The sequence below is a fragment of the Methylobacterium sp. NMS14P genome (assembly GCF_028583545.1).
Classification (GTDB): domain Bacteria; phylum Pseudomonadota; class Alphaproteobacteria; order Rhizobiales; family Beijerinckiaceae; genus Methylobacterium.
On sequence record NZ_CP087107.1, the window covers coordinates 332,501 to 354,787 of the forward strand.

At 70.1% G+C, this 22,287-nt stretch carries 19 protein-coding genes (1 of these 19 running past the window's edge); 8 read left to right on the forward strand and 11 right to left on the reverse strand.

The window, feature by feature from the left end; all coding sequences use genetic code 11:
- The 3 genes in view from LOK46_RS31385 to LOK46_RS31395 are tightly spaced (at most 38 nt apart) and all read right to left on the reverse strand, a layout consistent with a single transcriptional unit that may run on beyond the window.
- On the reverse strand, positions 1–1,748 hold the 5' portion of the coding sequence (locus LOK46_RS31385; RefSeq protein ID WP_273564798.1) for a hypothetical protein. 1,177 nt of this gene lie to the left of the window's left edge; the window shows 1,748 of its 2,925 coding nt (coding positions 1–1,748); its start codon is at positions 1,746–1,748; its stop codon lies beyond the left edge, outside the window.
- 38 nt (positions 1,749–1,786) lie between these two features.
- Positions 1,787–3,151 carry an HlyD family type I secretion periplasmic adaptor subunit gene (locus tag LOK46_RS31390; protein WP_273564799.1) on the reverse strand — a complete coding sequence of 455 codons (1,365 nt, stop codon included), beginning with the start codon at positions 3,149–3,151 and terminating at the stop codon, positions 1,787–1,789.
- Positions 3,152–3,154: 3 nt separating this feature from the next.
- Positions 3,155–4,918, reverse strand: a complete 1,764-nt coding sequence (locus LOK46_RS31395; RefSeq protein WP_273564800.1) for a type I secretion system permease/ATPase — start codon at positions 4,916–4,918, stop codon at positions 3,155–3,157.
- Positions 4,919–5,283: 365 nt separating this feature from the next.
- Here LOK46_RS31395 and LOK46_RS31400 point away from each other — a divergent pair, with 365 nt between their 5' ends.
- Entirely contained in the window at positions 5,284–5,610 is a 327-nt protein-coding gene (locus LOK46_RS31400) for a helix-turn-helix domain-containing protein (protein ID WP_273564801.1), read from the forward strand.
- Between the two features lie 87 nt (positions 5,611–5,697).
- On the opposite strand, the gene LOK46_RS31405 is transcribed toward LOK46_RS31400, so the two are convergent.
- The gene (locus LOK46_RS31405) at positions 5,698–5,952 is read right to left on the reverse strand and encodes a hypothetical protein (RefSeq protein ID WP_273564802.1); all 255 of its coding nucleotides are present in this window, start codon (positions 5,950–5,952) and stop codon (positions 5,698–5,700) included.
- Between the two features lie 440 nt (positions 5,953–6,392).
- Between LOK46_RS31405 and LOK46_RS31410 the strand changes: the two genes are divergently transcribed.
- The 5 genes from LOK46_RS31410 (at position 6,393) to repB (ending at position 11,715) form a co-directional block, all read left to right on the forward strand.
- A complete protein-coding gene (locus LOK46_RS31410) occupies positions 6,393–7,082 on the forward strand; it encodes a sigma-70 family RNA polymerase sigma factor (protein WP_273564803.1) in 690 nt (229 codons plus the stop codon).
- A gap of 610 nt (positions 7,083–7,692) precedes the next feature.
- Positions 7,693–7,917 carry a hypothetical protein gene (locus LOK46_RS31415; protein ID WP_012329646.1) on the forward strand — a complete coding sequence of 75 codons (225 nt, stop codon included), beginning with the start codon at positions 7,693–7,695 and terminating at the stop codon, positions 7,915–7,917.
- Positions 7,918–8,098: 181 nt separating this feature from the next.
- Entirely contained in the window at positions 8,099–9,229 is a 1,131-nt protein-coding gene (gene repC / locus LOK46_RS31420) for a plasmid replication protein RepC (protein WP_273564804.1), read from the forward strand.
- A gap of 252 nt (positions 9,230–9,481) precedes the next feature.
- Positions 9,482–10,708: a plasmid partitioning protein RepA gene (repA, locus tag LOK46_RS31425; RefSeq protein WP_273564805.1), complete on the forward strand. Its 1,227-nt coding sequence runs from the start codon at positions 9,482–9,484 to the stop codon at positions 10,706–10,708.
- Between the two features lie 26 nt (positions 10,709–10,734).
- Positions 10,735–11,715, forward strand: coding sequence for a plasmid partitioning protein RepB (repB, locus tag LOK46_RS31430; protein ID WP_273564806.1), 981 nt, complete (start codon positions 10,735–10,737; stop codon positions 11,713–11,715).
- 1,412 nt (positions 11,716–13,127) lie between these two features.
- Here repB and LOK46_RS31435 read toward each other — a convergent pair.
- From LOK46_RS31435 to LOK46_RS31460, 6 genes are all read right to left on the reverse strand, one after another.
- On the reverse strand, positions 13,128–13,400 hold the full coding sequence (locus LOK46_RS31435; protein ID WP_273564807.1) for a hypothetical protein: 273 nt from the start codon (positions 13,398–13,400) through the stop codon (positions 13,128–13,130).
- A 597-nt stretch (positions 13,401–13,997) separates the two neighbouring features.
- Complete coding sequence (locus tag LOK46_RS31440) at positions 13,998–15,026, reverse strand: amidohydrolase family protein (RefSeq protein ID WP_273565199.1); 1,029 nt, start codon at positions 15,024–15,026, stop codon at positions 13,998–14,000.
- Positions 15,027–15,181: 155 nt separating this feature from the next.
- A complete protein-coding gene (locus LOK46_RS31445; protein ID WP_273564808.1) occupies positions 15,182–16,321 on the reverse strand; it encodes a hypothetical protein in 1,140 nt (379 codons plus the stop codon).
- A 170-nt stretch (positions 16,322–16,491) separates the two neighbouring features.
- The gene (locus tag LOK46_RS31450; RefSeq protein ID WP_273564809.1) at positions 16,492–17,088 is read right to left on the reverse strand and encodes a thiamine pyrophosphate-dependent enzyme; all 597 of its coding nucleotides are present in this window, start codon (positions 17,086–17,088) and stop codon (positions 16,492–16,494) included.
- Positions 17,076–17,612 carry a thiamine pyrophosphate-binding protein gene (locus LOK46_RS31455; RefSeq protein ID WP_273564810.1) on the reverse strand — a complete coding sequence of 179 codons (537 nt, stop codon included), beginning with the start codon at positions 17,610–17,612 and terminating at the stop codon, positions 17,076–17,078. The genes LOK46_RS31450 and LOK46_RS31455 overlap by 13 nt, the downstream gene beginning before the upstream one ends.
- A 132-nt stretch (positions 17,613–17,744) precedes the next feature.
- Entirely contained in the window at positions 17,745–18,722 is a 978-nt protein-coding gene (locus LOK46_RS31460; RefSeq protein ID WP_273564811.1) for a LysR substrate-binding domain-containing protein, read from the reverse strand.
- A gap of 300 nt (positions 18,723–19,022) precedes the next feature.
- On the opposite strand from LOK46_RS31460, the gene LOK46_RS31465 reads away from it, so the two are divergent.
- Entirely contained in the window at positions 19,023–20,330 is a 1,308-nt protein-coding gene (locus LOK46_RS31465) for an MFS transporter (protein ID WP_273564812.1), read from the forward strand.
- 3 nt (positions 20,331–20,333) lie between these two features.
- A complete protein-coding gene (locus LOK46_RS31470) occupies positions 20,334–21,242 on the forward strand; it encodes an ABC transporter substrate-binding protein (RefSeq protein WP_273564813.1) in 909 nt (302 codons plus the stop codon).
- A gap of 36 nt (positions 21,243–21,278) precedes the next feature.
- Here the strand turns inward: LOK46_RS31470 and LOK46_RS31475 are convergent, their stop codons facing one another.
- Complete coding sequence (locus LOK46_RS31475; RefSeq protein ID WP_273564814.1) at positions 21,279–22,256, reverse strand: GlxA family transcriptional regulator; 978 nt, start codon at positions 22,254–22,256, stop codon at positions 21,279–21,281.
- Positions 22,257–22,287: the final 31 nt, after the last annotated feature.

Consider the following 22,287-nt stretch of genomic DNA (forward strand, 5'->3'; position numbering starts at 1 on the left):
CTCCGGCCGGGCTCCTCGCCAGACTGAGCGTGTCGTTGATCCGCACTGTTCGCGTGCGCCTGTGCGACGCCTGCCGCAGGGGCCGGGCTCACGCTGTCAGTCGGGTTCGGACTGCTCGGGTCCGGCAGACCAGATCCCGCTTCCCTGAGATGTCCCGGGGCTTCGGCGCTCCGGCCGGCTCCTACGTCGATTTGCGTCTGGCTCGGCAGGGCCTGCGCGATACCTGACGGTTGATCCGGATTCGCGCTGCCAGCCACGCCGTGACCGGCTGAGACCCGTAGACCTGCTGCCGCCTCCTTCAGATGCCCCGGCGCTTCGGCGCTCCGGCCCGGTCCTTCGCCAGCCTGAGCGCGGTCCGGATCGGCAGCGTCCACCTGCATCTGCGCGATGCTTACCGAGGGATGCAGGCTTGCGACGGCGGTCGCGCCGTGCTGCTCCCGTTCGGGTGCGCCTGTGCCAGCGCCCGAAGGATCCGCACCCGCGATCGCGCTGCGTTGTCCCGCGGCTTCCGGAATGGCGCCCGCTCGCGCCCCATTATCCGGGCTTCCGGAGCGCTCCTCCCCGGTTGTGAGCAGCGCATGTTTCAGCCCAGGCTGTGTCGTGGGATTGAGACCATTGACCTGGGCTGGCGGAGCTTCGGACGCCGCATGCCCGGTCGCCGGGGCCGCGCTCGGGGCTTGCGATGCGGCCTCACCGGTCGTGGTTGAGGACGGACCTGCCGGTTCCCGCGCTGAGGCGTCCCCCGAAGTCGCCGCGCCGCCATCCGATCCGGCATCCGGAGCGGACGATGAACCCGCTGCGCGGGCTGCGCTCGCCTCAGCCCCGCGCGCCAGAGGCTGAAATGCGGGCTCCGGGCCTGTCCGAGCCGGCCCAGGGGCGGAGGCCGGATCTCTGAGGCCGATGAGGCCGAAATCGGCGGTGTCAGATCGGGCGGAAACGACCGAGGGCGGCTCGGCCGTCACGAAACCGGATGCCCCGCTGGCGGGACCTTCGTGACGGCTCGAGCCGAGCGGTCCGCCCGTATGGACGGGGCTCGCCGCTCCGCCCGTCGTCGGCGACACGCTGCCCTGATCCCCCGGGAAGGCGCTGATGCCTCCCGGTACGCCGAGATATGATGTCGCCTCGATACCGTGTGCGGGGTGGTCGACGAAGGCATCCGCAGCGAAGACCATCGCCGAGAACACGATGATCCCGACCTGCTTGCGATGCGTGTCGCGCTCATCGGCATCGCCGGTGTCGCGCGCTTCGGACGGTCCGTGCTGATGCGCCTGGCCCGCGTGAGGAGCCTGAGGCGCGCTCGCGGTCGATCGCTCCCCGTCATCGGCGCGGGCGTCGTCGGGCGACAGGCTCAGAGTCGCGGCCGCGACGAGAGCCGCGAGCAGCGCGGCCGGGTGAACCGAGAGCTTCGTCCCACCCGCGTCCTGCGTTATCGGGAGAAGCTCGGGATAGCGCCGGGCGATCTCGTCGATGAGGGTGCGGAAATCGCTGCCCCGCATCGGGCTGTCCAAGACCTCGGACGCGATGACGTAGCTGCCGTCGATCCTGGCGAAGTGCATGATGGCGTCGCCGTCCGGCCGGCAGAAGACGAACCATGGGTCGGCCTCATCGCTCAGACCCTGCGCGCTGCCGATCTGCAGGCCGGCCCGGATCAGCGCGGCCTCGACGCGGTAGAATTCCGCGAGCTCCTGCTGCGACCAGCCGCCTCGGCACGTCGTTGCTGGTCGGAAGAATGAGATGACCGCGCCCATCGGGACCTCACGTCCGCACAGTGACTGGGAAGCAGCGTCTATCGTTCATGGAAACCGCGTCCCAGTGCATCGAAGAACGGCGCCACAAGATAGTCGAGCGCCGTGCGCTCGCCGGCCGAGACGACCACTTCCGCGGGCAGGCCCGCCAGGAGGCGTGGCCGGACGTCGTCCGGGAGTTGGTGGTCGTCGATCTCAACGGTGCCGGCGAAATAGGCCTGCTTCGTGCCGTCGTCGATCAGGCGGTCGCGGGACACCATCGTGAGCGTCCCGAAGATCGCCGAGGTGCGGCGCGTCTGGAAAGCCGGGAACTTCACCTCGGCCCGCATGCCGGCATGGACCGCCTCGAGATCGTTCGGCGCGAACTGCACGCTGATCACCAGCCTGTCGTTCGTCGGAACGATCTCCATCAGCGGCTCGCCCGAGCGGACCACCTGCCCGATCGTGTAGACCTTCAAGCCCTGGATGACGCCCGGATGCGACGCCCGGATCTCGTGCCGGCGGAGAACATCCTGGGCCACGATGAGCTTCTCGCGCAGTTCGGCGATCTTCTGGCGCGTGTCCAGGAGCTGTGCGGTCAGCGCTTCCTGCAGTTTCTGTTTGAGCTGCGCGGTCTGCATCCCCGCCTCGGTGATGCCGTTCTGCGCCTTGGCGGTCTCCGCCACGGACCGACCGATCACACCTTCGAGGCGCGCGTGCTCGCGTTCCATCATCAGGACGCGCGAGAGCGGGATGAGGTTCTTCTCGCGCAGGCCGCGCAGGCCCTCCAGTTCCTGCTGGATCAGGGCGACCTGCTGCTCGACCGAGGCCTTCTCGACCGCCAGCCCGGAGATCTCCGTCTTCAGCTGCGTGACGCGCGCCTGGATGAGGGCGAGCTGCGCCTCGAAGGACGCGCGCCGCTCCGACAGCTGGCTGGCCTGATCGTCGATCATGCCGGCGATGGCGGGCTCGGCGCGCCGCGCGGCGAGATCCGGCGGCAGGAGCAGGTCTTGCGCCTGGCTCTGCTCTGCGCGGAGGCGGGCTTCGAGGATCAAGGCCGCGTCGAGCTGGCCGCGGAGCAGATCGTTGCTGGCCCGCGATTGCACGGGGTCGATGCGGAGCAGGACGTCCCCCGCGCGAACCGTCTGCCCGTCCCGGACCAGGACCTCCTGGACGATGCCGCCTTCGAGATGCTGCACCACCTTGCGGCTTCCTTCCGCGACCACCACTCCGGGACTGATGACCGCCCGGTCGAGGCGCGCGAACGTGGCCCAGGTGCCAACCAACCCGAAGGTCGCGAAGATGACCGCGTAGCCGGCGACGGCGTACGAGCGCCAGTTCGTCGGGCCGGTCGTACTCGGCCGCCCCCCATCGGGCGTTCGTCGCACGGGTGGCGGGTTCGGGACCGCTGCGGGCGAGACGGTCATCGCTTATCCCGCGCTCCGCTGCCCGTCGGAGCCGTGGCGGCTCTGGGACGGCGCGGGGCCGACGGGCGGCACCAGCGTCGGGACCGGCCGCTGGCCGGTGATGTGGGCGAGAACCTGGTCGGGCGTGCCGAAGAGCTGCACGCGGCCCTCGCTCATGAGCAGGATCCGGTCGGCCTCCTCCAGCAGGCTCACCTTGTGGGTGACCATCACCACGGTCGCCCCGGACTGCTTCAGGACCGCGACGGCGCGCATCAGCGCCGCTTCGCCGTGCTGGTCGAGACTCGCATTGGGCTCGTCGAGCACGACCAGGCTCGGCTCGCCGTAGAGGGCGCGGGCCAGAGCGATGCGCTGCCGCTGACCGCCGGACAGCCCGTGTCCCCCCCGCCCGATCACCGTGTTGTAACCGTCCGGAAGGGACTGGATCAGCTCGTGACATCCCGCCCTTCGGGCAACCTCGATGACGCGCGCGTCGTCCTGGGCGGTAAACCGCGCGATATTCTGCGCGACGGTCCCGTCGAACAGCTCGACGTCCTGGGGCAGGTAACCGACATGCTGCCCGAGCTGCGCCTTGTCCCAGTGGCGCAGGTCGGACCCGTCGAGGCGCACCGTGCCTTCCAGCAGGGGCCAGATCCCGGTGAGGGCACGCACGAGCGTCGATTTGCCGGCGGCACTCGGACCGATGATGCCGACGACGCTTCCGGGCTCGAGCCGGACGCTCACCGCCTTGAGGATGGCGTGCGACGCGCCGGGTGCGGCCACCGAGATGGTCTCGGCCTCGATCAGGCCGCGCGGCCGCGGCAGCACCAGGCGGCGCGTCTCCGAGCCGGCCACGGCGACGAGATCGGTCAAGCGCCGATAGCTGGCCCGGGCCGCCGTGAAGCCCTTCCAGTTGCCGACGACGGCCTCGATCGGTGCGAGGGTGCGGCCGATGATGATGGACGCGGCGATCATCGACCCGGCCGAGATCTCGCGGTGAATGGCCAGATACGCGCCTACACCCAGCACCAGGGTCTGCAGGAGCATGCGGACGAACTTCGTGGCCGCAACGATCAGGCCCGCGCGATCGCTGGCACGCGCCTGAAGGAGCAGGATGTCGTCGTGGCGCCGCGCCCAGAGCCCGCGCATGGATGCCACCATGCCCAAGGCCTGCACCACCTCTCCATTGCGAAAGATCGTGGCGGCGTTCAGACCCGCGTCGCGCGAGGCCTGACTGGCGGCGTCGAGCGTCCGGCGCGTCGCGACTTCGTTCAGCAACGTGAGGCCGAGAATCGTGCCGCCGCCCAGGAGCGCCATCCAGCCGAACCAGGGATGGAGGATGAAGCAGGCGAGCAGGAAGATCGGGATCCAGGGCAGATCGCAGAACGCCAGCATGCCGCTGCCGGTCAGGAACTCCCGCAGGACGTCCACGTCCCGCAGCGCGGTGTCGTGCTGTGCGCCGGGCCGGAGCAACGTGCCGCGATGGGCGGCATCGAAGATCGGCGCGGCGATCTTCTGATCGAACACCACACCGCCGCGCACCAGGAGGCGGGCGCGCAGCATCTCCAGGATCGCGTAGACGGCGAGACCGAACGCCGCGATCAGCGTGATCCCCGCCAGGGTCGTCTCATTTCGGCTCGGGATCACGCGGTCGTAGATCTGGAGCATGTAGAGCGGGCTGACGAACAGCAGCAGGTTGATGAACAGCCCGAACACTACGGCGGTTGCCAGGACCGGCCGAAGCGAGCGCAGGCCGATGGTCAATGCCGATTGCAGCGAATGATCGCCCATACTGCCCTCTTCCTGCGATCGATCGGCACGATCGGCGATTTCCGGTGGCTCAGGTTCCCGTGCTGCTCGCGTCTGTGACCCGCAGGCGCTCAGACCAGCGAGCGTAGTCATGTGTCAGATTTTCGACAATCATGGGCCCGCCATCCCGAGACACTTACCGGTATTGCGGCATTCGGCGCCTCTCTTCAAACCGGTTCATACGGTATGATGATAGCGCTATCCGGAGACCTGCCAAGCATCGACATCCGTTCGGCGACAGCGGTTGCCGGCGCGTGTCTGGACAACGCGGCGTCGCGCGGGCTATATGGTGTTTGCTGTATAAGCGCCGCGTTGATCTGCGTCAGTCGGCAGGAAGGCGAAACCGCGTGTATGCCCATCAGCAACGCCTGGACTCCGAGGAGGTGTTGGAGCTGCGTCGGGAAGGCGGGCGTTATCTGAAGGAATTGAGGGAGGCACGCGGCCTGTCGCAACGACAGCTCGCAGCTCTCGTCGGTGCGGATTACTACACCTTCATCTCTCAGCTGGAGACCGGGCGCGGCCGCATTCCTCCGGATCGGTACCGCGCCTGGGCCGAGGCGCTGGCGATCGATCCGCGAGCCTTCGTCCAGAGCGTCATGCGCTTCTACGACCCGATCACCCACGGGATCCTGTTCGGCGATCTGACCACGAAGCCCGGGGCCATCGAGGCGTAGGCCGTCGAAGCTCTAGTTGTCTCGAACGTCTGGATGAGCGAGGTGCGCGGGACGCGCCTCGGCATGGAAGCAACCGTCGTCGCAGCGTCAGGACGCGGAGTGACCCGCATCGTGCATCGTCTGTGATCCGGGAAGTGACGCGTCGTCAGACGTCGTGTCAGCAGCCGAGACCGGTGCGCCGATCGCCACCATCAGCATTCGCAACCCGTCGATCCATGTATCGGCCTCGGTACGCGAGACGCACCCGGCGCGGCGGAAGGTCTTGCCGGACCCGAGCTTTACCACAACATCAAACCGGCCATCCGGCCTGTCCGTGATCCAATATTCGACATTCTGCGGCATCGGCGCTGCCCAATAACTCCTCACCTAGCGGGCAACCGCGGCCCAGAGCACGCAGCGCACAGAGTCGCGGCGACCGCGCAATTCTCCCAGCGTCCGATTTCGCGCGCCATGGTTCGATGTTCGGCGCTCGGGTCCAGCAAACATCGCGGTTCAAGCCTCCCCGCACGCGAAGATCTTCGTTTCCCGCTGGCTTCATCATCTCCGACCTTCACTGACCGGAGCGAGGCCCAACGCGTAGCCCGCGGAGAACGATCCCGCGATTTCAGGGTTAGATGTTCACTGTACAGTCAGAAGGCCGGTCCTATCTGAGGGGAACGCCTGATGACGTGCGCGTTCGGGCCGCTCTCGCCGGACGGCCCGGTACCGCGCGTCGGCACCTCGGGCGAGACACACGGTCGGCCGCGATGGGCCGTGTAGCGAGCGCTTTGAAAGGACGTGACTTGACGGACGCGTTGGTTGCTCAAGACGGCGAGGCCGATCGGTCGAGCCCACAGGTGCCTCCGGAACCGGCCATCTTGCCCACCGGTGTGCGGGATCATCTCGGCCTGCAACTGCGCGCCGCCTACGAGGCCATCACGCAGGCGCAGACCCCGCCGCGGCTGCTCGATCTCGTCGCGCAGCTCGATGCGGCTCTGGAGGGACCGCGCCGGGACGATGCTGCGGTTTTTCGCGCCGGCCTGACCGAGACACTCCCCGGCTTGCGCGCGTTCGCCGTTTCGCTCGTCGGGGACGCTTCGCGCGCCGACGATCTGGTTCAGGAGACGGTGCTCCGGGCCTGGGCACGGCAGGACCTGTTCGTACCGGGCTCGAACCTGAAGGCGTGGCTCTGCACCATCCTGCGCAACCAGTTCTACACCGAATGCCGCAAGCGGAAGCGCGAGATCGAGGACGTGAACGGTGCTGCCGCAGCGCAACTCACCGCCCCCGCTGCCCAGGAGCACGGTTCTGACCTGCAGGTCGTCTGGTCCCACATCGGCAAGCTGCCGGAGCTGCAGCGTGAGGCCCTGCTCCTCGTGGGGGCCCAGGGCCTGACCTACGAGGCGGCCGCGGAGGTTATGGGCTGCCAGACCGGGACCGTGAAGAGTCGGGTGAGCCGCGCCCGGGCCTTGCTCGTCGCCCATCTCGCCTGAGCACTTCGCACAGTCTCAGGTGGATTACGGACGGAGCCGAACTTCGACGCCTCTGAGATCCTTCGCGCGGCCCGATCGGACGGCGACATGAGGCGCGCGACGCGCGACGCCCTCGGAAGCTTCGACAGACATTCGGGCCCTGCCGCTAACGCGGCCCCCCGGCGCACGCCCCTCCCCCGCCCCGCTTCGGGCCGCACGAGCGCGTGTCGCGGCACCGATCGCAACGTCGCGGCCGTGATGGTCGATGGACCGCCACGCGTCCCAGCCCACGCCTATTCTCGAGAGGTTCGAGCCCGCTCGGTATCGACCGCCGGAAGATCGGCCGCGCGTTACGAGCGAAACCCCATGTCATCTCGGGTACCGCTGCGGACGACGCGCCTCCAGGCGGCGCTCAGGCCCCATGAAGACCGGCGCGGCGACAAAGACCGGCGCGCGCACCGCGCCTCGCGTCCTCACCGCGAAGACTGGCTGCGCAGCACATCGTGCCGCCGCGGAGCAGGTCGCCCTTAACAAACTCCTCCATCCCCGCGCGAATCCCGGCTGCGGCTGGACTCGGTTTGCAGAATCGGTCCACATGAACAGTCACGTTGGCAGAATCGGGCGAGGACCGATGACCGCAGAGGAACGGCTGGCTGAGCTGAAGGCGGCGGATATTCGCCGTCAGACACGTCGCAGGGAGGCCCTCAAGCAGAAGGGCATGACCCAGCAGAACGTGTGGCTGAAGCCGTCGGTCAAGGCCGTCATCGACCAAGCGATACAGAACGGTCGGTTCAAGAGCCGCACCGAGGCGATCGAGTGGGCGCTCGCGTCTGCCTTCGAGGAGAAATCGGCATGACGTAACGGGCAAAGCAGAAGGCCCCGAGGCGGGAACCTCGAGGCCTTTGGACCTGACATACCCTGGGATGGGGCGCGACAGGCGATTCGCACCCCCTTTATGCCCCCTCCCCCAGGCCGTCGTCAAGAACACCCTTCGGGGTGAACGGTCCCGCTTTGCCTCCTGAGAGGAGGCGGACGAGGTGGAGACAGTTCATTCCGGTGGCCGGCCGCTCACGCGCGCCGCGCTCGCCGGCCGGAGACGCGCGCTCGAAGCCGGGCGAACGATCTCGCGCAGGGAGCTCTCGGCGGCCGGCCGGGACGCGGCCAAGGCCCTGCGCCTGCGCCCTGCCCTGCGCTCCATTCTCTCGGCGCTCTGCGCCGTGTGGGGCGAGCAGGAGTGGGAACGCTTGGTCGTGTGGCCGTCGAACGAGCACCTGTGCGCGATGACCGGGCTGTCGGAGCGCGCGCTCCGGTACGGCTTGCGCGACCTCGTGGCCCTGGAGGTCATCACGCCTCGGGACAGCGCGAACGGCAAGCGCTTCGCCATTCGGGCGCCGGGCGGCGCCGTCATCGACGCTTACGGCTTCGATCTCACCCCCATCGTCGCTCGAAAGGGCGAATGGACGGATGCGCTCGCGGAGGCGACCGCGAGAGAGGCCCGAAGACGGCGTTCGTTCGATCTTCTGACCGTCCGTCGCCGCGCGGTCGCGGAGGCCCTGAGTGCCCTCCGTACGCGCTTTCCGGGAACGGACGCCGCCGATCTGTTCGCAGCACAGGAGTCTCTGGAGCTGAGTACGCCGAGCAGGCGAACGTCCAGTGCCGATCCGGATCTCGTCCTCGAGGCCTGGGGAGAACTTCAGATCATGACGGAGGAACGCTTCTATCAGGCCGCCTCTGCCGGCATTTCCAGCCGCCACATAGAACAAGACACCGGATCTCCTACCGATCCTTGTGCAAGGGCTCCCGAGGAGGAGCCTGGGCCGGTCCAACTGCCCGAGCCGGGCCTCGTCGCGGCTGCCTGCCCCGTGGCTGGTGAATTCGGCGTTAAGCTCAGGACAGAGGCGGACGTCATCGAGGTCGGCCGCCTGATGCGCGGCGGGATCGGGGCGCATCCCTCCGCCTGGAGCGAGGCCTGTGAAGCCCTCGGCCCGTTCCGGGCCTCGGTGCTCGTGCTGATCGTCGCGCAGCTGCACGACGACGACGTGCAGCGGGGTGAGATTCGCATCCGGAATCCGGGCGGCTACTTCCGGCAACTCGTCCGCCTGTGTTCCGAAGGCCGCTACGGGCTCGAAGCAGAACTCATGGCGATGCGCAGGAGGAAGATGACGTGAGCCGAGCGGGACGGCGTCGCCCGGGACGGATTTCTCGAGGGCTCCTTTGGCCGGCGGCTGGTCCGCGCTTTGCGGCCCGGTGTCGGTCTGAGGCGAGGGTCGTGCACGCGTCCCCTGCCCTGCTTTCAGGAGCCGCACTCGGGGATCGTCGGCCGCGCCTGGGGCTGGACACATCCGCGCGAATCGGGCTCACCCTATCGTTTGCGGTGAACTGGGCATTTCGACCGTTTCACCGTGAACGAGACAGGGCCGATGAACCAGCATCTCTCCGGCGGGCCACTGGCGCCTGCGCCAAATCAGACTGCCGGCGACGATGCTCGCCTGCTCGGTGCGAAACTGCGCGAGATCGCGTCCGTCGTATTCTCGCCGTCCGAGGCCAAGACGCTTCGGCGTTTCACCTCCGGCGAGGTCGCGCGCATCCTGGGCGTCACCGACAGCCGGATCCGGCAACTCTCCCCCGACCTTCTCGTCTCCGAGCCCGAAGTCGCCCCGGGTGGACGGCGGATGTACACGCTGGCCGACATTCACGCCCTGCGCGCGCATCTCGATGAGATCGACCGCGTCGGGCGCCGCTACCTGCCACACCGCGATCCCGACAAGGGTGAGCACCTGCAGATCATCGCCTGCGTCAACTTCAAGGGCGGCTCGGGCAAGACAACGACGGCCGCGCATCTCGCGCAGTCGCTCGTGCTGCGCGGCTACCGCGTGCTGGCGGTCGACCTCGATCCGCAGGCCAGTCTCTCCACGCTGCTCGGCGTCCGACCCGAGAACGAGCGCGAGCCCTACCGCACCATCTACGATGCGATCCGCTACGGCGAGGAGCGGTGCGGCCTCGGCGCGGTCATCCGGGAGACCTACTTCACGGGACTCGACCTGGTCCCGGCGGATCTGGAACTTGAGGTCTTCGAGTTCGAGGCGCCCAACCACATGGCGCGGCGGAAGGCGAACGATCCCGAGCCGCCCTTCTTCGTGCGGGCCGGCCTCGCGCTTGAGGAAGTCGCGGACCGCTACGACGTCGTCGTGATCGATTGTCCGCCGCGCCTCGGCTACCTCACCATCGCGGCTCTCTGCGCTTCGACCTCGCTCCTCATCACGATCCATCCGCAGATGCTCGATGTCTCGAGCATGCGCCAGTTCCTCACGATGATGGACGAGCTGATGGAGCCGGTCCGGGAGCAGGGGGGTGTGCGCACCCACGACTGGTTCCGCTACCTCGTCACGCGCTTCGAGCCGCAGGACACCCCGCAGACCGAGGTGGTCGCGATGCTGCGCGGCCTGTTCGGCGAGCGCGTTCTGACCAAAGCCATGCTGCAGTCGGCCGCGGTGTCGAACTCGGGCCTGCGCGGCCAGACCGTGTACGAGACACCGCTGCGCCGCGACGAGGTGACGGGCTCGACCTACCGCCGCGCGCTCGACGCGCTCGACGCGGTCAACAGCGAGATCGAGACCTTGATCGCACGTGCATGGGGCCGGGTATGAGCCAGAAGAAGCGCCTGAGCGCGATCATGGGCGCGCCGATCCAGACGGATGTGGCTTCGCCCGCACATCCCGATTCCTCAAAGACTTACCCCCCTGTGACAGGTGTCACACCCCCTCCCCTGGTGCCGGAGAAGCGACCCGCGGCGGCGCGCTCGATCGCTGCCATGTGGGCGGCGGCCCGTCCAGTGGTGGCGCAGGACGGGGCCGTGGTCGAACTCGATCCGAGCCTGTGCGAGCCATCCGCCATCGCCGACCGGGTGCCCGATGTGACGGACGCGACGTTCGACGCCTTCGTGGATCAGATCCGGGACGAAGGCCAGCATACGCCGATCCTCGTCCGCCGGCATCCGACCAAGTCTGACCGCTACGAGATCGCCTACGGGCGGCGTCGCACGCGGGCGGCCGCGGCGCTGGGCAAGCCGGTTCGCGCCGTCGTGCAGGATCTGACCGACGCCGAACTCGTGGTCGCACAGGGCTCCGAGAATCTGGCGCGCGAGGATCTCAGCTACATCGAGCGTGCCCACTTCGCCCGGAACATGGAGCGGGCCGGCATCGCGCGCGACCTGATCCTGAAGGCGATGGCCGTGCACCGGACCGAACTCGACCGCTATCTCGATATCGCGGAGAGCATCCCTGCCCCGGTTCTCTCGGCCATCGGCCCAGCTCCGAAAGTCGGTCGCCCTCGCTGGCTGACGCTGGCCGACCGGATCAGGGCGGCGAGCCCGGAGCGGATCGACGCCGCCCTCACCTCGCCGAAGCTGGCCGGCAAGCCCTCGGATGAGCGCTTCGCGGTGATCCTGACCGAACTCGCCGCGCCGCAGCCGCAGAAGGCGAAGCCGAAGGCCGAGACGCTGAAGGATCCCAGAGGCCTGAAATTCGCCCGCGTGGAGCGGAGCACGACCGGTCTGCGCCTGACGCTCGATGAGGCGATCGCGCCCGGCTTCGGGGATTACCTGGCCGACCGGCTGCCCGAACTCCTCGCCGCGTATCGAGCGAGCCGAGACTGACCACCTCAGGCGCCGCAGACCCAGGCGGCGTTCGGGAGATCGGGAGCGCACCGGCTGTGCCGGACGCACCGAGCGTCTTCTCTGCCGACGAGGGGCGCCGGCACGACCGGTCAGGATCGGTGCCGTGATGTTCCGCGGGCGCGCGTGCCCCGCGCCTGTTCGCACGGGGGATCGCGCCCTGATCGCTCGCCGGGAGGCGGTTCGCCCGAAGGGGAGGGCGCGCGGTGCCGCCGAGCGCTGGACCCGCCCGCGATCCCCGGACGCATCGCGGCCTCGCAGGGCAGATCCTGGTCGTGGAAGCGACGGAGCGTGCGGTCGCGTCGACGCGCCGAGCCCGGTCTGCGGTGAAGAGCAAGGGTCCAGGAGGCAGAGCACCGCCGCGCCCCCCGGCGAGGTCGCGGCGGTGGATCGTTGACGGACCGCGTGCCGGGCCCGGGCTTCATGATGGCAAGCTGCCAATCGCTCTAACGCGCTGGCACGCCCCGACAGGCGACGGACCGAAGCGCGACGCCTCCAGCCGGGAGAACGATCGCGTACTGTGGCCGCGAACTGCGTGGTCCGACGGAGGCGGGCGCTGCTGATCACCGCGGCCGACGATGTTGCCGCGCCAGCCGTCCCCGATCTCGATTTCCGGATCATCGGGACCGGTCCCGCCAATTCGAGGGGGACCCGTCGCCTGACTGGTCGGAACGGCGCCCGATATCGAACAGTGGGCTGCCGCAGTGGCCGGTCAGCCGAGGTGCGTCGGCCCCATCCCTCGTGTGCTTCCAGAGGATCCGGCCTTCGCGATCGATAGCCGCGTGAGAGCCTGCGAACCGCCGCCGCCTGCCGCCGCGCGGGCTCTCAACGCCGGAACGGAGAGCCTTCAGAGGGCAGGGGGCGCCGACAGATGATGCCCCGGAGCGCCATCTCTGAGGACAGCCGGAGAGGGCAGCCAGCCCCCTCCTCGGCCCCTTGGACCGCACCCGACCAGGGGAGGCGGCGTCGCTCGCCGCGAAGCTCTGCGACTGACCGCGGACACGGATGCGCGGTCGTTTAGAGATCGTTAGCCATATTTCCGCGGCCCTCCGTGCCGCTCCGGAACCGGCCCAGGATCATCGAGGCGCACATGCTCGGGGGAGGAGACCGGAACCACGTCCGAGGCCGCCCCGTCGGGATGACACCCGTCGGACCGGCCTCCTGACCGCTGCGCGACACGCCCGAACCCCTGGGACCTGTCGCGCAGCGGCACGGGTCAGTGAGGCCGGTCTCCGGATCCATGACCGGTGACGCCGCCGGCAGCGGATCCTGGACCGGCAGGGGAGGGGGGATATCCGTCTGGCCACTGCCCGCGGCTGAGCGCTCTTTCTGGCGGCCGATCCCGGTCGAGCCGTCAGCTGAGCCACGGCGGCGGATTCGGACGCACCGGTATCTCAGTCGACGCCGCACGCGAGGATGCCGCGCCGGCGCCGCTCGGCATCTTCCCGGGCCGCCTCCTGCCAGCTTTCCTCGGGCGGGGTGATCTCGACCGTGTCTTGGTCTCGGGTGGGCCGCTCGCCCGGGAGATAGAGACTGCGCGGGTCGGCGGACAGGGCACCGGTCGTCTCGGGATCGTCGCCGCAGTTTCCGTCCGGCCGACCAGCCTGGGCGAAGGCGGGACCAGCGCACACGATCATGACCGACGTGAAGGCGATGAGCGTTCTCATGATCGGTGTCTCGGCATCCGGGCGCGCTAGAGTGATCTCGGCTGGCAGCGGGCTGCGACGGCCGCGGGCCGACCGGCTTAGCGGAGAGTTCGTGCCAAGGCTCGGCGGCAGCTATGGGCCAGGAGCATGCGACCCCTGAGTGCGTCGCGCTTGACCGCGCGGCGCCGGGCGGCCGGTGCCGGGGCCAAGCGGCGGGGGGCGCATGGACACCTCGGAACGGCTTAGCTAGCCTTCCGGAATGGCTGACAGCATTCTGGACATCACCGGTCGCGTCGGGAGCACCGTCCGCGCCGTGGCGAGTGAGACCGGCATAGGCCTTCGGTCACGGACCCACGGTGCAGGGGTCGCGGTCGACCTCGCCCCGGAAGCGGCCTTCGAACTGGGCGCGTGGCTAGTGGAGCAGGCACGGGCGCAGGGCGTGGGCCGCCCCACCGCTGCAGACCGTGATGATGTCTGCCGGGCGAGCACCGCGGAGCCGGCCGGACACGCCGCCGCGCGGGGCTCGCACAATCGGCGTTCCCGCGTCGGCAGGAAGCCGCCACCGACCCGATAGGGGTCACCGGTCCCGCTTGATCCCGCACGGCAGGGCCGGATGAGCTACGGCGTCACGCCGGCTGACCGAAGCCGCTCCGCGAGGCGCGGATACACGCGCAGCGCGTTCCCGGCGTAGATCTTGGCCCGGTCCGCGTCCGGGATCGCCGCGGCCTCGACGTAGCGCTTGGTGTCGTCGTAGGCGTGGCCGGTCTCGGGATCGATCCCGTTCACGGCGCCGACCATCTCGGAGGCGAACAGCACGTTCTCGCGCGGGACGACCTTGAGCAGCAGGTCGATGCCGGGCTGGTGGTAGACGCAGGTGTCGAAGAAGACGTTGCGCATCAGTTCGGACAGTGGCGGCCGCTTCAAGTCCTGGGCCAGCCCCCGGTAGCGCCCCCAATGATAGGGCACGGCGCCACCGCCGTGCGGGATGATCAGGCGCAGCGTCGGGAAGTCCTTGAACAGGTCCGAGGTGACGAACTGCATGAAGGCGGTGGTGTCGCCGTTGATGTAGTGCGCGCCGGTCGCGTGGAAGTTGGGATTGGCCGAGGCGCTGACATGCACCATGCCGGGCACGTCGAGCTCGACCATCTTCTCCCAGAGCGGGTACCAGAACCGGTCGGAGAGCGGCGGGTCGGTCCAGTAGCCTCCGGACGGGTCCGGGTTGACGTTGCAGCCGACGAAGCCGAGTTCCCGGACGCAGCGCTCCAGCTCGGGCACGCAGGCTTTCGGCGAGACGCCGGGCGATTGCGGCAGCTGGCAGACCCCGACGAAGTTCTGCGGCATCAGGCTCGTCACGCGGTGAATCATGTCGTTCGACACGATCGACCAGTCGAGGCTGGTGCGGGCCGTTCCGATATGGTGGCCCATCCCGCCGGCCCGCGGCGAGAACAGCGCCAGGGAGATGCCGCGCTCGGACTGGAGCTTCAGCTGCCGCCCGCTCACGCTGGCGCGCACGGCGTCGTCGCTGACCCGCAGGTCCGACGGCGCCGGGGACTGGCCCGGGTCGTTGAGCGCGCCGATCTGGCGCTTGCGCCAGTCCAGCATGGCGGCCGGCTCGGTGGTGTAGTGCCCGTGGCAATCGATCACCAAGCCCGTGTAGCGCGACGGCTCGGCCCGCGCCGCGCCCGCCGTCATCGCCGCCGCCCCCAGCCCCGCGAGGCGGCCCATGAAGCCGCGGCGGGGCAGGCAGCACGCGCACCGGGCGCCGGCGGCCGGTTCGGCCGCCCCGGGATCCGCCGCGCCGATCATCGCGCGCCACCCTCCGGCAGCGCGGCCCGCTTGCGCAGCACCATGTCGCCTCGGAACAGGAACTTCTGCGCCCGCTTCCCGGTGTCGACCTCGGTGGTGAAGACGTTGCCCTTGGAATCGATGGCGAGGTTGTGGACCCAGTGGAAGTCGCCGGCCATCCGGCCGTTGCGGCCGAAGCGGCCGAGGACCTCGCCGGTGTCGCGGCTCAGGGTGCGGACCTCGTTGTTGGCGCCGTCGGCGTTGAGCAGGTAGGTCTGGCGCTCGTCCGGCCACAGGGCGAGTTCCCAGACCGAACCGTTGGCCCGGGTATTCTTCTCGACGAACATCTCCTTCACGAAGGTGCCGTCCTTCCTGAACACCTGGATCCGGTCGTTGGTCCGGTCACAGACGTAGACGAGGCCGTCGCGGGCGATCTGCACGCAGTGCACCGGGTTGGCGAATTGCTGGGACGGGGCCGCCGCCGGATCGTAGGGGCCGAGCTTGTCGTCGGTCGGCGGCTTGCCGTAGGCGCCCCACATCCGCTTGAACGCGCCGGTCTCCGCGTCGAACACGATGACGCGGTGGTTGTAGTAGCCGTCGGCCACGTAGAGCTCGTTCGTCTCCGGATCGACCATCATGCCGGCCGGCTTGCCGAGGCGGCTCGTGTCCCGGCTGTCGGTCTGCGGCCCCTGCTTGCCGATCTGCAGCACGAACTTGCCGTCAGGCGTGAATTTCAGGATCTGGCCGTCGGTGTCGCCGTTGCCGGCGAGCCAGACGAAGCCCTTGTGGTCGATGTGGATGCCGTGCTCGTTCTGGGGCCATTGATAGCCCTCGCCCGGGCCGCCCCAGGACTTCACCAAGTGCCCGGCCTGGTCGAAGACGAGGACCGGCGGCGCCGGCTTGCAGCAGCGGGTGCGGGGCGGATCGAGGCTCGCGGCCTTCTCGTCGTCGGTGAGGGTGCGCGGCCGCTGGATGACCCAGACATTGTCCTGCGCGTCGACCGCGACGCCCGCCGCCTGACCCATGATCCAGTCGTTCGGCAGGCGCTGCGGCCAGGCCGGATCGACCTCGAAGCGCAGCGGCTCCTCGGCGACGGCGGGAACGGCGAATGTCAGGGCGGCCGCAGCCGTCAGCTGACGCAGCACGCGTCGCAGCATTTCGGTTTCCTCTCCCAGCTTTTATTCAATTCTCGTCGCCATCAGAGGCTGAAAGGCGATCCTCGTCCAGCATCGCGCAGCATATCCGGGTAACATCGCGCTACGCTTGCACCGGGATGTTCCTGGTCGCGCGCCGTCCCGGCCGCCGCCGGGGCGCGCGGCGTCGCCCTCTAGGAGGCCGGGTAGCCGAGCGCGGCCCGGAAGCGGTTCTTGACGTGGACGCCGTCCCGCGGCGGCAGGACGCGCGGCGGGTTCTCGGGCCGGATCTTGATCGCCGCGAAGGTCAGGCCGGTCCGGGCGGCGACCCGGTCGCGCAGGGTGTCGAGGCCGGCGGTGTCGGCGATCGCCCGGCTCCACGGGAACCCGCAGGCGTCGGCGACCCGCTCGAGCGCGAGGCCGCGGCCGGCATGGCTCGCCTGCATGCCGGTCTCGCCGTAATGGCCGTTGTCGAGGACCGCGACCGTCAGGTTCGGCGGTCGCTGCAGGGCGATCGTCGCGAGCCCGCCGAGCCCCATCAGCATCTCGCCGTCGCCGGTGATCACCAGGACGGGCCGCGCCGGCTGGGCGAGGGCGAGGCCGAGGCCGACCATGGCGGCCGAGCCCATCGCCGCCCACAGGTAGTAGTTTCCGGGATGGTCGCCCGCCGCCATGACGTCGTAGGAGGGCGAGCCGAGCCCTGTGATAACCAGCAGATCGTCCCGGCCGGCCAGGAGCCGCGCCACGGCCTCCCGGCGCTCCAGCGGCCCACCCGCGTTCACTTCAGCCACGACTTCTCTCCGATCAGCCGCTGCCCCAGCAGCAGGGCGCAGGCGGCGTTGCCCTCGAACGCCATGGTGGCGGCGCCGTGCAGGAGCGGCGCCACGGACTCCGGCGCGTCGGCCCGCCACGTCATCACGCCCATGAGCTTCAGGGACGCCTCGGTGGCCTGCCCCATGGGATTCTGCCAGGGATTGAACTCGGCCCAGTCGCCGCGCATCGTGACGACCATGAGGAGCGGGAAGCCGCCGCAAGCCGGCAGCGCCAGGGTGTTGATGCAGTTGCCGACCCCGCTCGATTGCAGCAGCAGCGCGCCGCGCTGCCCGCCGAGCCAGGCTCCCGCGAGGTAGCCGATCCCTTCCTCCTCCGTGGTCAGCACGACGGCGCTGAGCTCCGGGTCGGCCTCGGCGAGGCGGATCGCGGTCGCGTGGCCCGCGTCGGGCACGTAGGCGACGTGCCGGACGCCCGCCGCCTTGAGCCCGCGGAAGACGTCGTGGCGCCAACCCGCGTCGTTATCCGGTTCCTGTCCCGCCATCGCCCCCGTCCTGACCCGTCGGTCGCGGGGTCGGACCCCGCCTGTCCGGGATGGATCGTAGAGGCGCCGGCCCGACCCCGGCCAATAGCAATCGGCGAAACGAGAGATGCCGCGAATGTCTAGCTCGGATGGCTACGTTCGAGCGTCCTGGGCTGAATCCTGGCCGGCACCGTGGGCCGGTGGCGAGGCGTCGAGCACCTGGCCCATCCAGACGCCGCGCGCGGCGAGATCGGCCGCGATCCCGATCACCGTCTCGCCCACGAGGCGGGCGGCGCGGCTCACCGGCCGGTCGGCGGGATAGGCGACGACCAGCTCGCGGGTCGGGCTGGGATCCGTGAGCGGGGCCGCCGTGAGGTCGCCCGCCGCCACCATGGCGTGGACCGGCGCCAGCGGCAGCACCGTGGCCCCGATCCCGGCGCGCACCAGGTTGATCAGCGACTGGAACGAGTCCGCCTCGACGACCACCCGGAGTTCGATGCCGGCCCGCCGGGCGCAGTCGTGGGCGATGTCGCGCAGCATGTGACCGGGGCTCGGCAGGACGAGGTCCATGCCGGCGAGGCGGGTGAACGGCACGGGCGCGCCCGGCTCCTCCCGTCCGCCCGGACCGACGAGGAGCAGCGTCTCGATCATGATCGGGACGATGCGCAGCGTGTGCAGGCGGCGCGGGTTGTACGACACGGCCACGTCGATCTGCCCGCGCTGCAGCCAGTCGAGGATGTGCCCGCTATAGGCCGCGCTGAGCCGGACCGCGAGGTCGGGATGCGTCCGCCTGAGCGCCGTGACGAGCGGCACCGTCACGATCTCGGCGACGGTCGGGGTGGTGCCGACCGAGACCGTGCCGCGGAACGACGTGCGTCCGGACGCGACCGTGTCGCGGATGGCCTCCATCTCGGCCATCACCCGGCTCGCGTGCACCAGCACCTCGCGCCCGGTCTCGGTGATGACCATGCCGCGCCCGTGGCGCTCGAACAGGTAGACGCCGAGTTCCTGCTCCAGCTGGCGGATCTGCCGGCTGAGGGCGGGCTGGGCGATGTTGAGCCGGTCGGCCGCCTTGCTGACGCTGCCGAGTTCGGCGACGTGGATCAGGGTTCTGAGCTGCGCAATGTCCATGGCGATCAACGCGGCGGCCGGGCCCTCCAGCATTACCGGCCTGGATACGGGCGCGTTCCCCGACCGACGCCGCCCTGTCGATCGCGCCCGGCCGATCGCGACCGCGCGCCGATATAGTCCCGGGCGATAGCAGGTATACCGAAAGGGTCTTACCGTTGACCGGCGTCGCGGCCCGATAAGGGGGCCGCACGTCCGAGCCTCCCGGACCGAAGCGCCGGGCCTCGGACCCACGCCTGCAGGCACGACGACCGCCCGGTGCGTCCGGGAGGCGATCGCCGCCGCGGTCAACGAGGAAGCGCCATGATCGGCTCGCGCAGGTTCGCGGTCTACGCGGGCCTCTTCCTGCTCACCTTCGTGAGCTACGTCGACCGCGTGAACCTCTCGGTCGCGGCCGCGCCGATCGCCGCCGCGTTCAGCCTGTCGCCGATCCAGCTGGGCTACGTGTTCTCGGCGTTCCTCTGGACCTACGTGCTGCTCCTCATCCCGATGGGGATCGCCGCAGACCGGTTCGGCGGCCGCACCCTCACGGCCGCCGCGCTGGCCGTCTGGTCGCTGGCAGCGGTCTGGACGGGGCTCGCGGCCTCGTTGCCGGCCCTGTACCTGGCCCGACTGGCGCTCGGCGCCGGAGAGGCGGCGAACTACCCCGCCGGAGGCCACGTCGCCTGCGCCTGGGCCCCGCGGGACGAGCGGGGCTTCGCCACCGCCTGCCTGAACAGCGGGTCCTACGCGGGACTATGCCTCGGGGCGCCCCTCGTCGGCTGGCTCGTCACGGTCTTCGGCTGGCGGGAATCGTTCTGGATCGCCGGCGGCCTCGGGCTCGTCCTGGCCGCCGCGTGGTTCGCCCTGTACCGGGCGCCGGAGGCGGCCGCGTGGCTGACCGACGCCGAGCGCGCCCACATCCTGAGCCGTCGCGGCCCGCAGGGGCGGACCGCGGGCGCGGCGTCCGGGCCGCCCGTGACGCGTCTGCTGCGCAGCCCGTCGATGTGGGCGCTCGCGATCACGCAGGGCTGCACCGTCTACACCAGCTACCTGTTCATGACCTGGCTGCCGAACTACCTCGCGGTGAGCCGCGGTCTCGACGTGCTGAAGAGCGGCCTGTTCACCGCGATCCCCTACGGCATCGCCGCGCTGGTCGGCCTCGCCATGGGCGCCCTGAGCGACCGGCTGCTGCGGCGGCCCGGGGCGACGCCGGCCGACCGGCGCAAGCTCATCGCCGGCCTCCTCCTCGCCTCGTCGGTCATCCTCGCCACGCCCCTGGTCCAGCCGGTCTGGCTCATCCTCTGCCTGTTCGGAGTGTCGCTGAGCTGCGTCGGGACCGTGGCCGGCCTCAACATCGCCCTCACCGCCGACCTCTTGGAGGATGGCGCCGCCAACGGCGCGGCCGTCAGCCTGCTCATCGTCGGCGGGAACACGTTCGGCCTCGCCGCCCCCATCGTCACGGGCTACGTCGTGGCGGGGACTGGCAGCTTCGCCGGCGCGTTCCTGATCGCGGGCGCGCTGCTCCTGGCGGGGGCGCTGATCGTCCTGTTCGGCGCGCGCCGTCCGATCCGCGCGGCGGCCGCGCCGGTTCCCGCCGCGCCGGTCCCCCTGCACGCCTCGAGCCGCTGACCGATGACCGCGCTCACCTTCGCGGCCGTGTCGCGCAACTACTTCAACCTGCCCGTCTGGATCGCGCAGCACACCGGCCTGTTCGCCGAGGAGGGGCTCGACGTGGCGATCGAGCTCCACGAGGGCGTCGATGCCGTGACCGAGCGGCTGCGCGACGGGCGGGTCGACCTCGCCTACGGCATCACCGAGCACGTCGTCCTCGACCGGGAGGCCGGCGGCCACCTCACGATCATCGGCGGCAACGTCAACAAGCTGCCGTTCTCGCTGATCGCCCGCCCGGAGATCCGGGACGTGACGGGTCTGCGCGGCAAGGTGATCGGCGTCTCGTCCCTGGAGGCGGGCAGTTCGTCCCTGGTGATGAAGCTGCTCGCGACCCGCGGGCTCACCTATCCCGGGGACTACACGTTGCGGGCCGTCGGCCCCATCCTGGCACGCTGGGAGCTGCTCCAGAGCGGCGCGATCGACGCGGGCCTGCAGGGCGCCCCGCTCGACGCCGTCGCGATCGACGCGGGCTTCACCGTCGTCTGCGATCCCCGCGCGGACGTCCCGGACTTCCAGTTCACGTCCTTGAACGTCGACGCGCGCTGGGCCGCGGAGAACGCGGCGATCCTCACGCGCTTCCTGCGGGCGTTCGTGCGCGCCCACGCGTGGTTCTACCGGAATCCGGACGCCGCGACCCGCATCGCGGCGATCGAGACGGGTGTGGCGCCATCCTACCTCGCCAGGGCGTGGCAGACTTACACGGACGAAGCGATCTTCCCCCGCGACGGCGACGCGAGCACGGCCGCGGTTCAAGCCCTGATCGAGGTCAGCGCCCTGATCCGCGCGCTGCCGAACCGCCGTCATTCCGAGGCGGACCGCTACATCGACCGGCGCTACCTCCGCGCGGCGCATCGGTCCTTGTCATCGTGACGCTCGGATCCTCGTGAGATCCGGCTGATCCGCCCGTCAGGGCCGCGCGTGCCGACGCCGGTACTCCGCGGGGGTCGTGCCGACCCGCCGCACGAACGCCCGCCGGAGCGTGTCGGCGTCGCGGAAGCCGCAGGCACCGGCCACCTGCTTCAGCGCGACGTCCTCCGTCTCGAGGAGGCGCCGGACGGCCTCGATCCGGACGGTCTCGACATAGGCGGCCGGTGTCAGGCCCGTCTCGGCGCGGAACAGGCGCGCGAAATGGCGCGGGCTCATCCCCGCCCGCTCGGCGAGGCGGTCGACCCCGTGATCCTCGCCCGGGCGACTGGCCACCCAGCGCTGCACCGCCTGCAGCGCCGAGCGGCCGACCGGGGCGCTGACCCCGCGGCGGCTGAACTGCATCTGGCCGCCGCCCCGCTTGAAGAACATGACCAGCTGGGCCGCGACCCGACGGGCGATCTCCGCGCCCAGATCTTCCTCCACGAGGGCCAGGGCGAGATCGAGCCCGGCCGTGACCCCGGCCGCGGTCCGGAGCGGCCCGTCGAACAGGCAGATCGCGTCGGGCTCGACGGAGGCCTCGGGAAACCGCTCCGCCAGCGCCTCCGCGACGGCCCAGTGCGTCGTCACCCGGCGGCCGTCCAGCAGGCCGGCCTGCCCGAGGAGGAAGGCGCCGCTGCAGACGGACCCGTAGCGCCGGCAGTGCCCCGCGGCCCGACGCAGCCACGCCAGCACGTCGGGCGGAACCGCCAGCTCCTGCATCCGGGGGGCGCCCGCGACCAGGAGGGTGTCGAAGCGCGTCGGCTCGGCGCCGGGCGCGACCAAGTCCACGACCAGGCCGCGGCCGGACGACGTGGTGATGTGACCGGAGCTTCGACCCGATCCGGTGCCGACGATGGCGAGGTCGTAGACGTCCCGGCCGCTCTGGGTGTTCGCCTCGGCGAAGACGTCGAGGGGACCTGCCACATCGAGGAGCTGGACACCGGGAAGGGCCAGGATCGCCGTCGATCGCGGTTCCATGGGAGGCTCCGTGGCCGATCCTGCGCGCACG

Excerpts from the sequence above, each read along its gene's own strand:
- LOK46_RS31390 (WP_273564799.1), bottom strand. The coding sequence starts at position 3,151 with ATGACCGTCTCGCCCGCAGCGGTCCCGAACCCGCCACCCGTGCGACGA.
- LOK46_RS31395 (WP_273564800.1), bottom strand. The coding sequence starts at position 4,918 with ATGGGCGATCATTCGCTGCAATCGGCATTGACCATCGGCCTGCGCTCG.
- LOK46_RS31405 (WP_273564802.1), bottom strand. The coding sequence starts at position 5,952 with ATGCCGCAGAATGTCGAATATTGGATCACGGACAGGCCGGATGGCCGG.
- LOK46_RS31415 (WP_012329646.1), top strand. The coding sequence starts at position 7,693 with ATGACCGCAGAGGAACGGCTGGCTGAGCTGAAGGCGGCGGATATTCGC.
- repA (WP_273564805.1), top strand. The coding sequence starts at position 9,482 with ATGAACCAGCATCTCTCCGGCGGGCCACTGGCGCCTGCGCCAAATCAG.
- repB (WP_273564806.1), top strand. The coding sequence starts at position 10,735 with ATGGGCGCGCCGATCCAGACGGATGTGGCTTCGCCCGCACATCCCGAT.
- LOK46_RS31435 (WP_273564807.1), bottom strand. The coding sequence starts at position 13,400 with ATGAGAACGCTCATCGCCTTCACGTCGGTCATGATCGTGTGCGCTGGT.
- LOK46_RS31445 (WP_273564808.1), bottom strand. The coding sequence starts at position 16,321 with ATGCTGCGACGCGTGCTGCGTCAGCTGACGGCTGCGGCCGCCCTGACA.
- LOK46_RS31455 (WP_273564810.1), bottom strand. The coding sequence starts at position 17,612 with ATGGCGGGACAGGAACCGGATAACGACGCGGGTTGGCGCCACGACGTC.
- LOK46_RS31460 (WP_273564811.1), bottom strand. The coding sequence starts at position 18,722 with ATGGACATTGCGCAGCTCAGAACCCTGATCCACGTCGCCGAACTCGGC.
- LOK46_RS31465 (WP_273564812.1), top strand. The coding sequence starts at position 19,023 with ATGATCGGCTCGCGCAGGTTCGCGGTCTACGCGGGCCTCTTCCTGCTC.
- LOK46_RS31470 (WP_273564813.1), top strand. The coding sequence starts at position 20,334 with ATGACCGCGCTCACCTTCGCGGCCGTGTCGCGCAACTACTTCAACCTG.
- LOK46_RS31475 (WP_273564814.1), bottom strand. The coding sequence starts at position 22,256 with ATGGAACCGCGATCGACGGCGATCCTGGCCCTTCCCGGTGTCCAGCTC.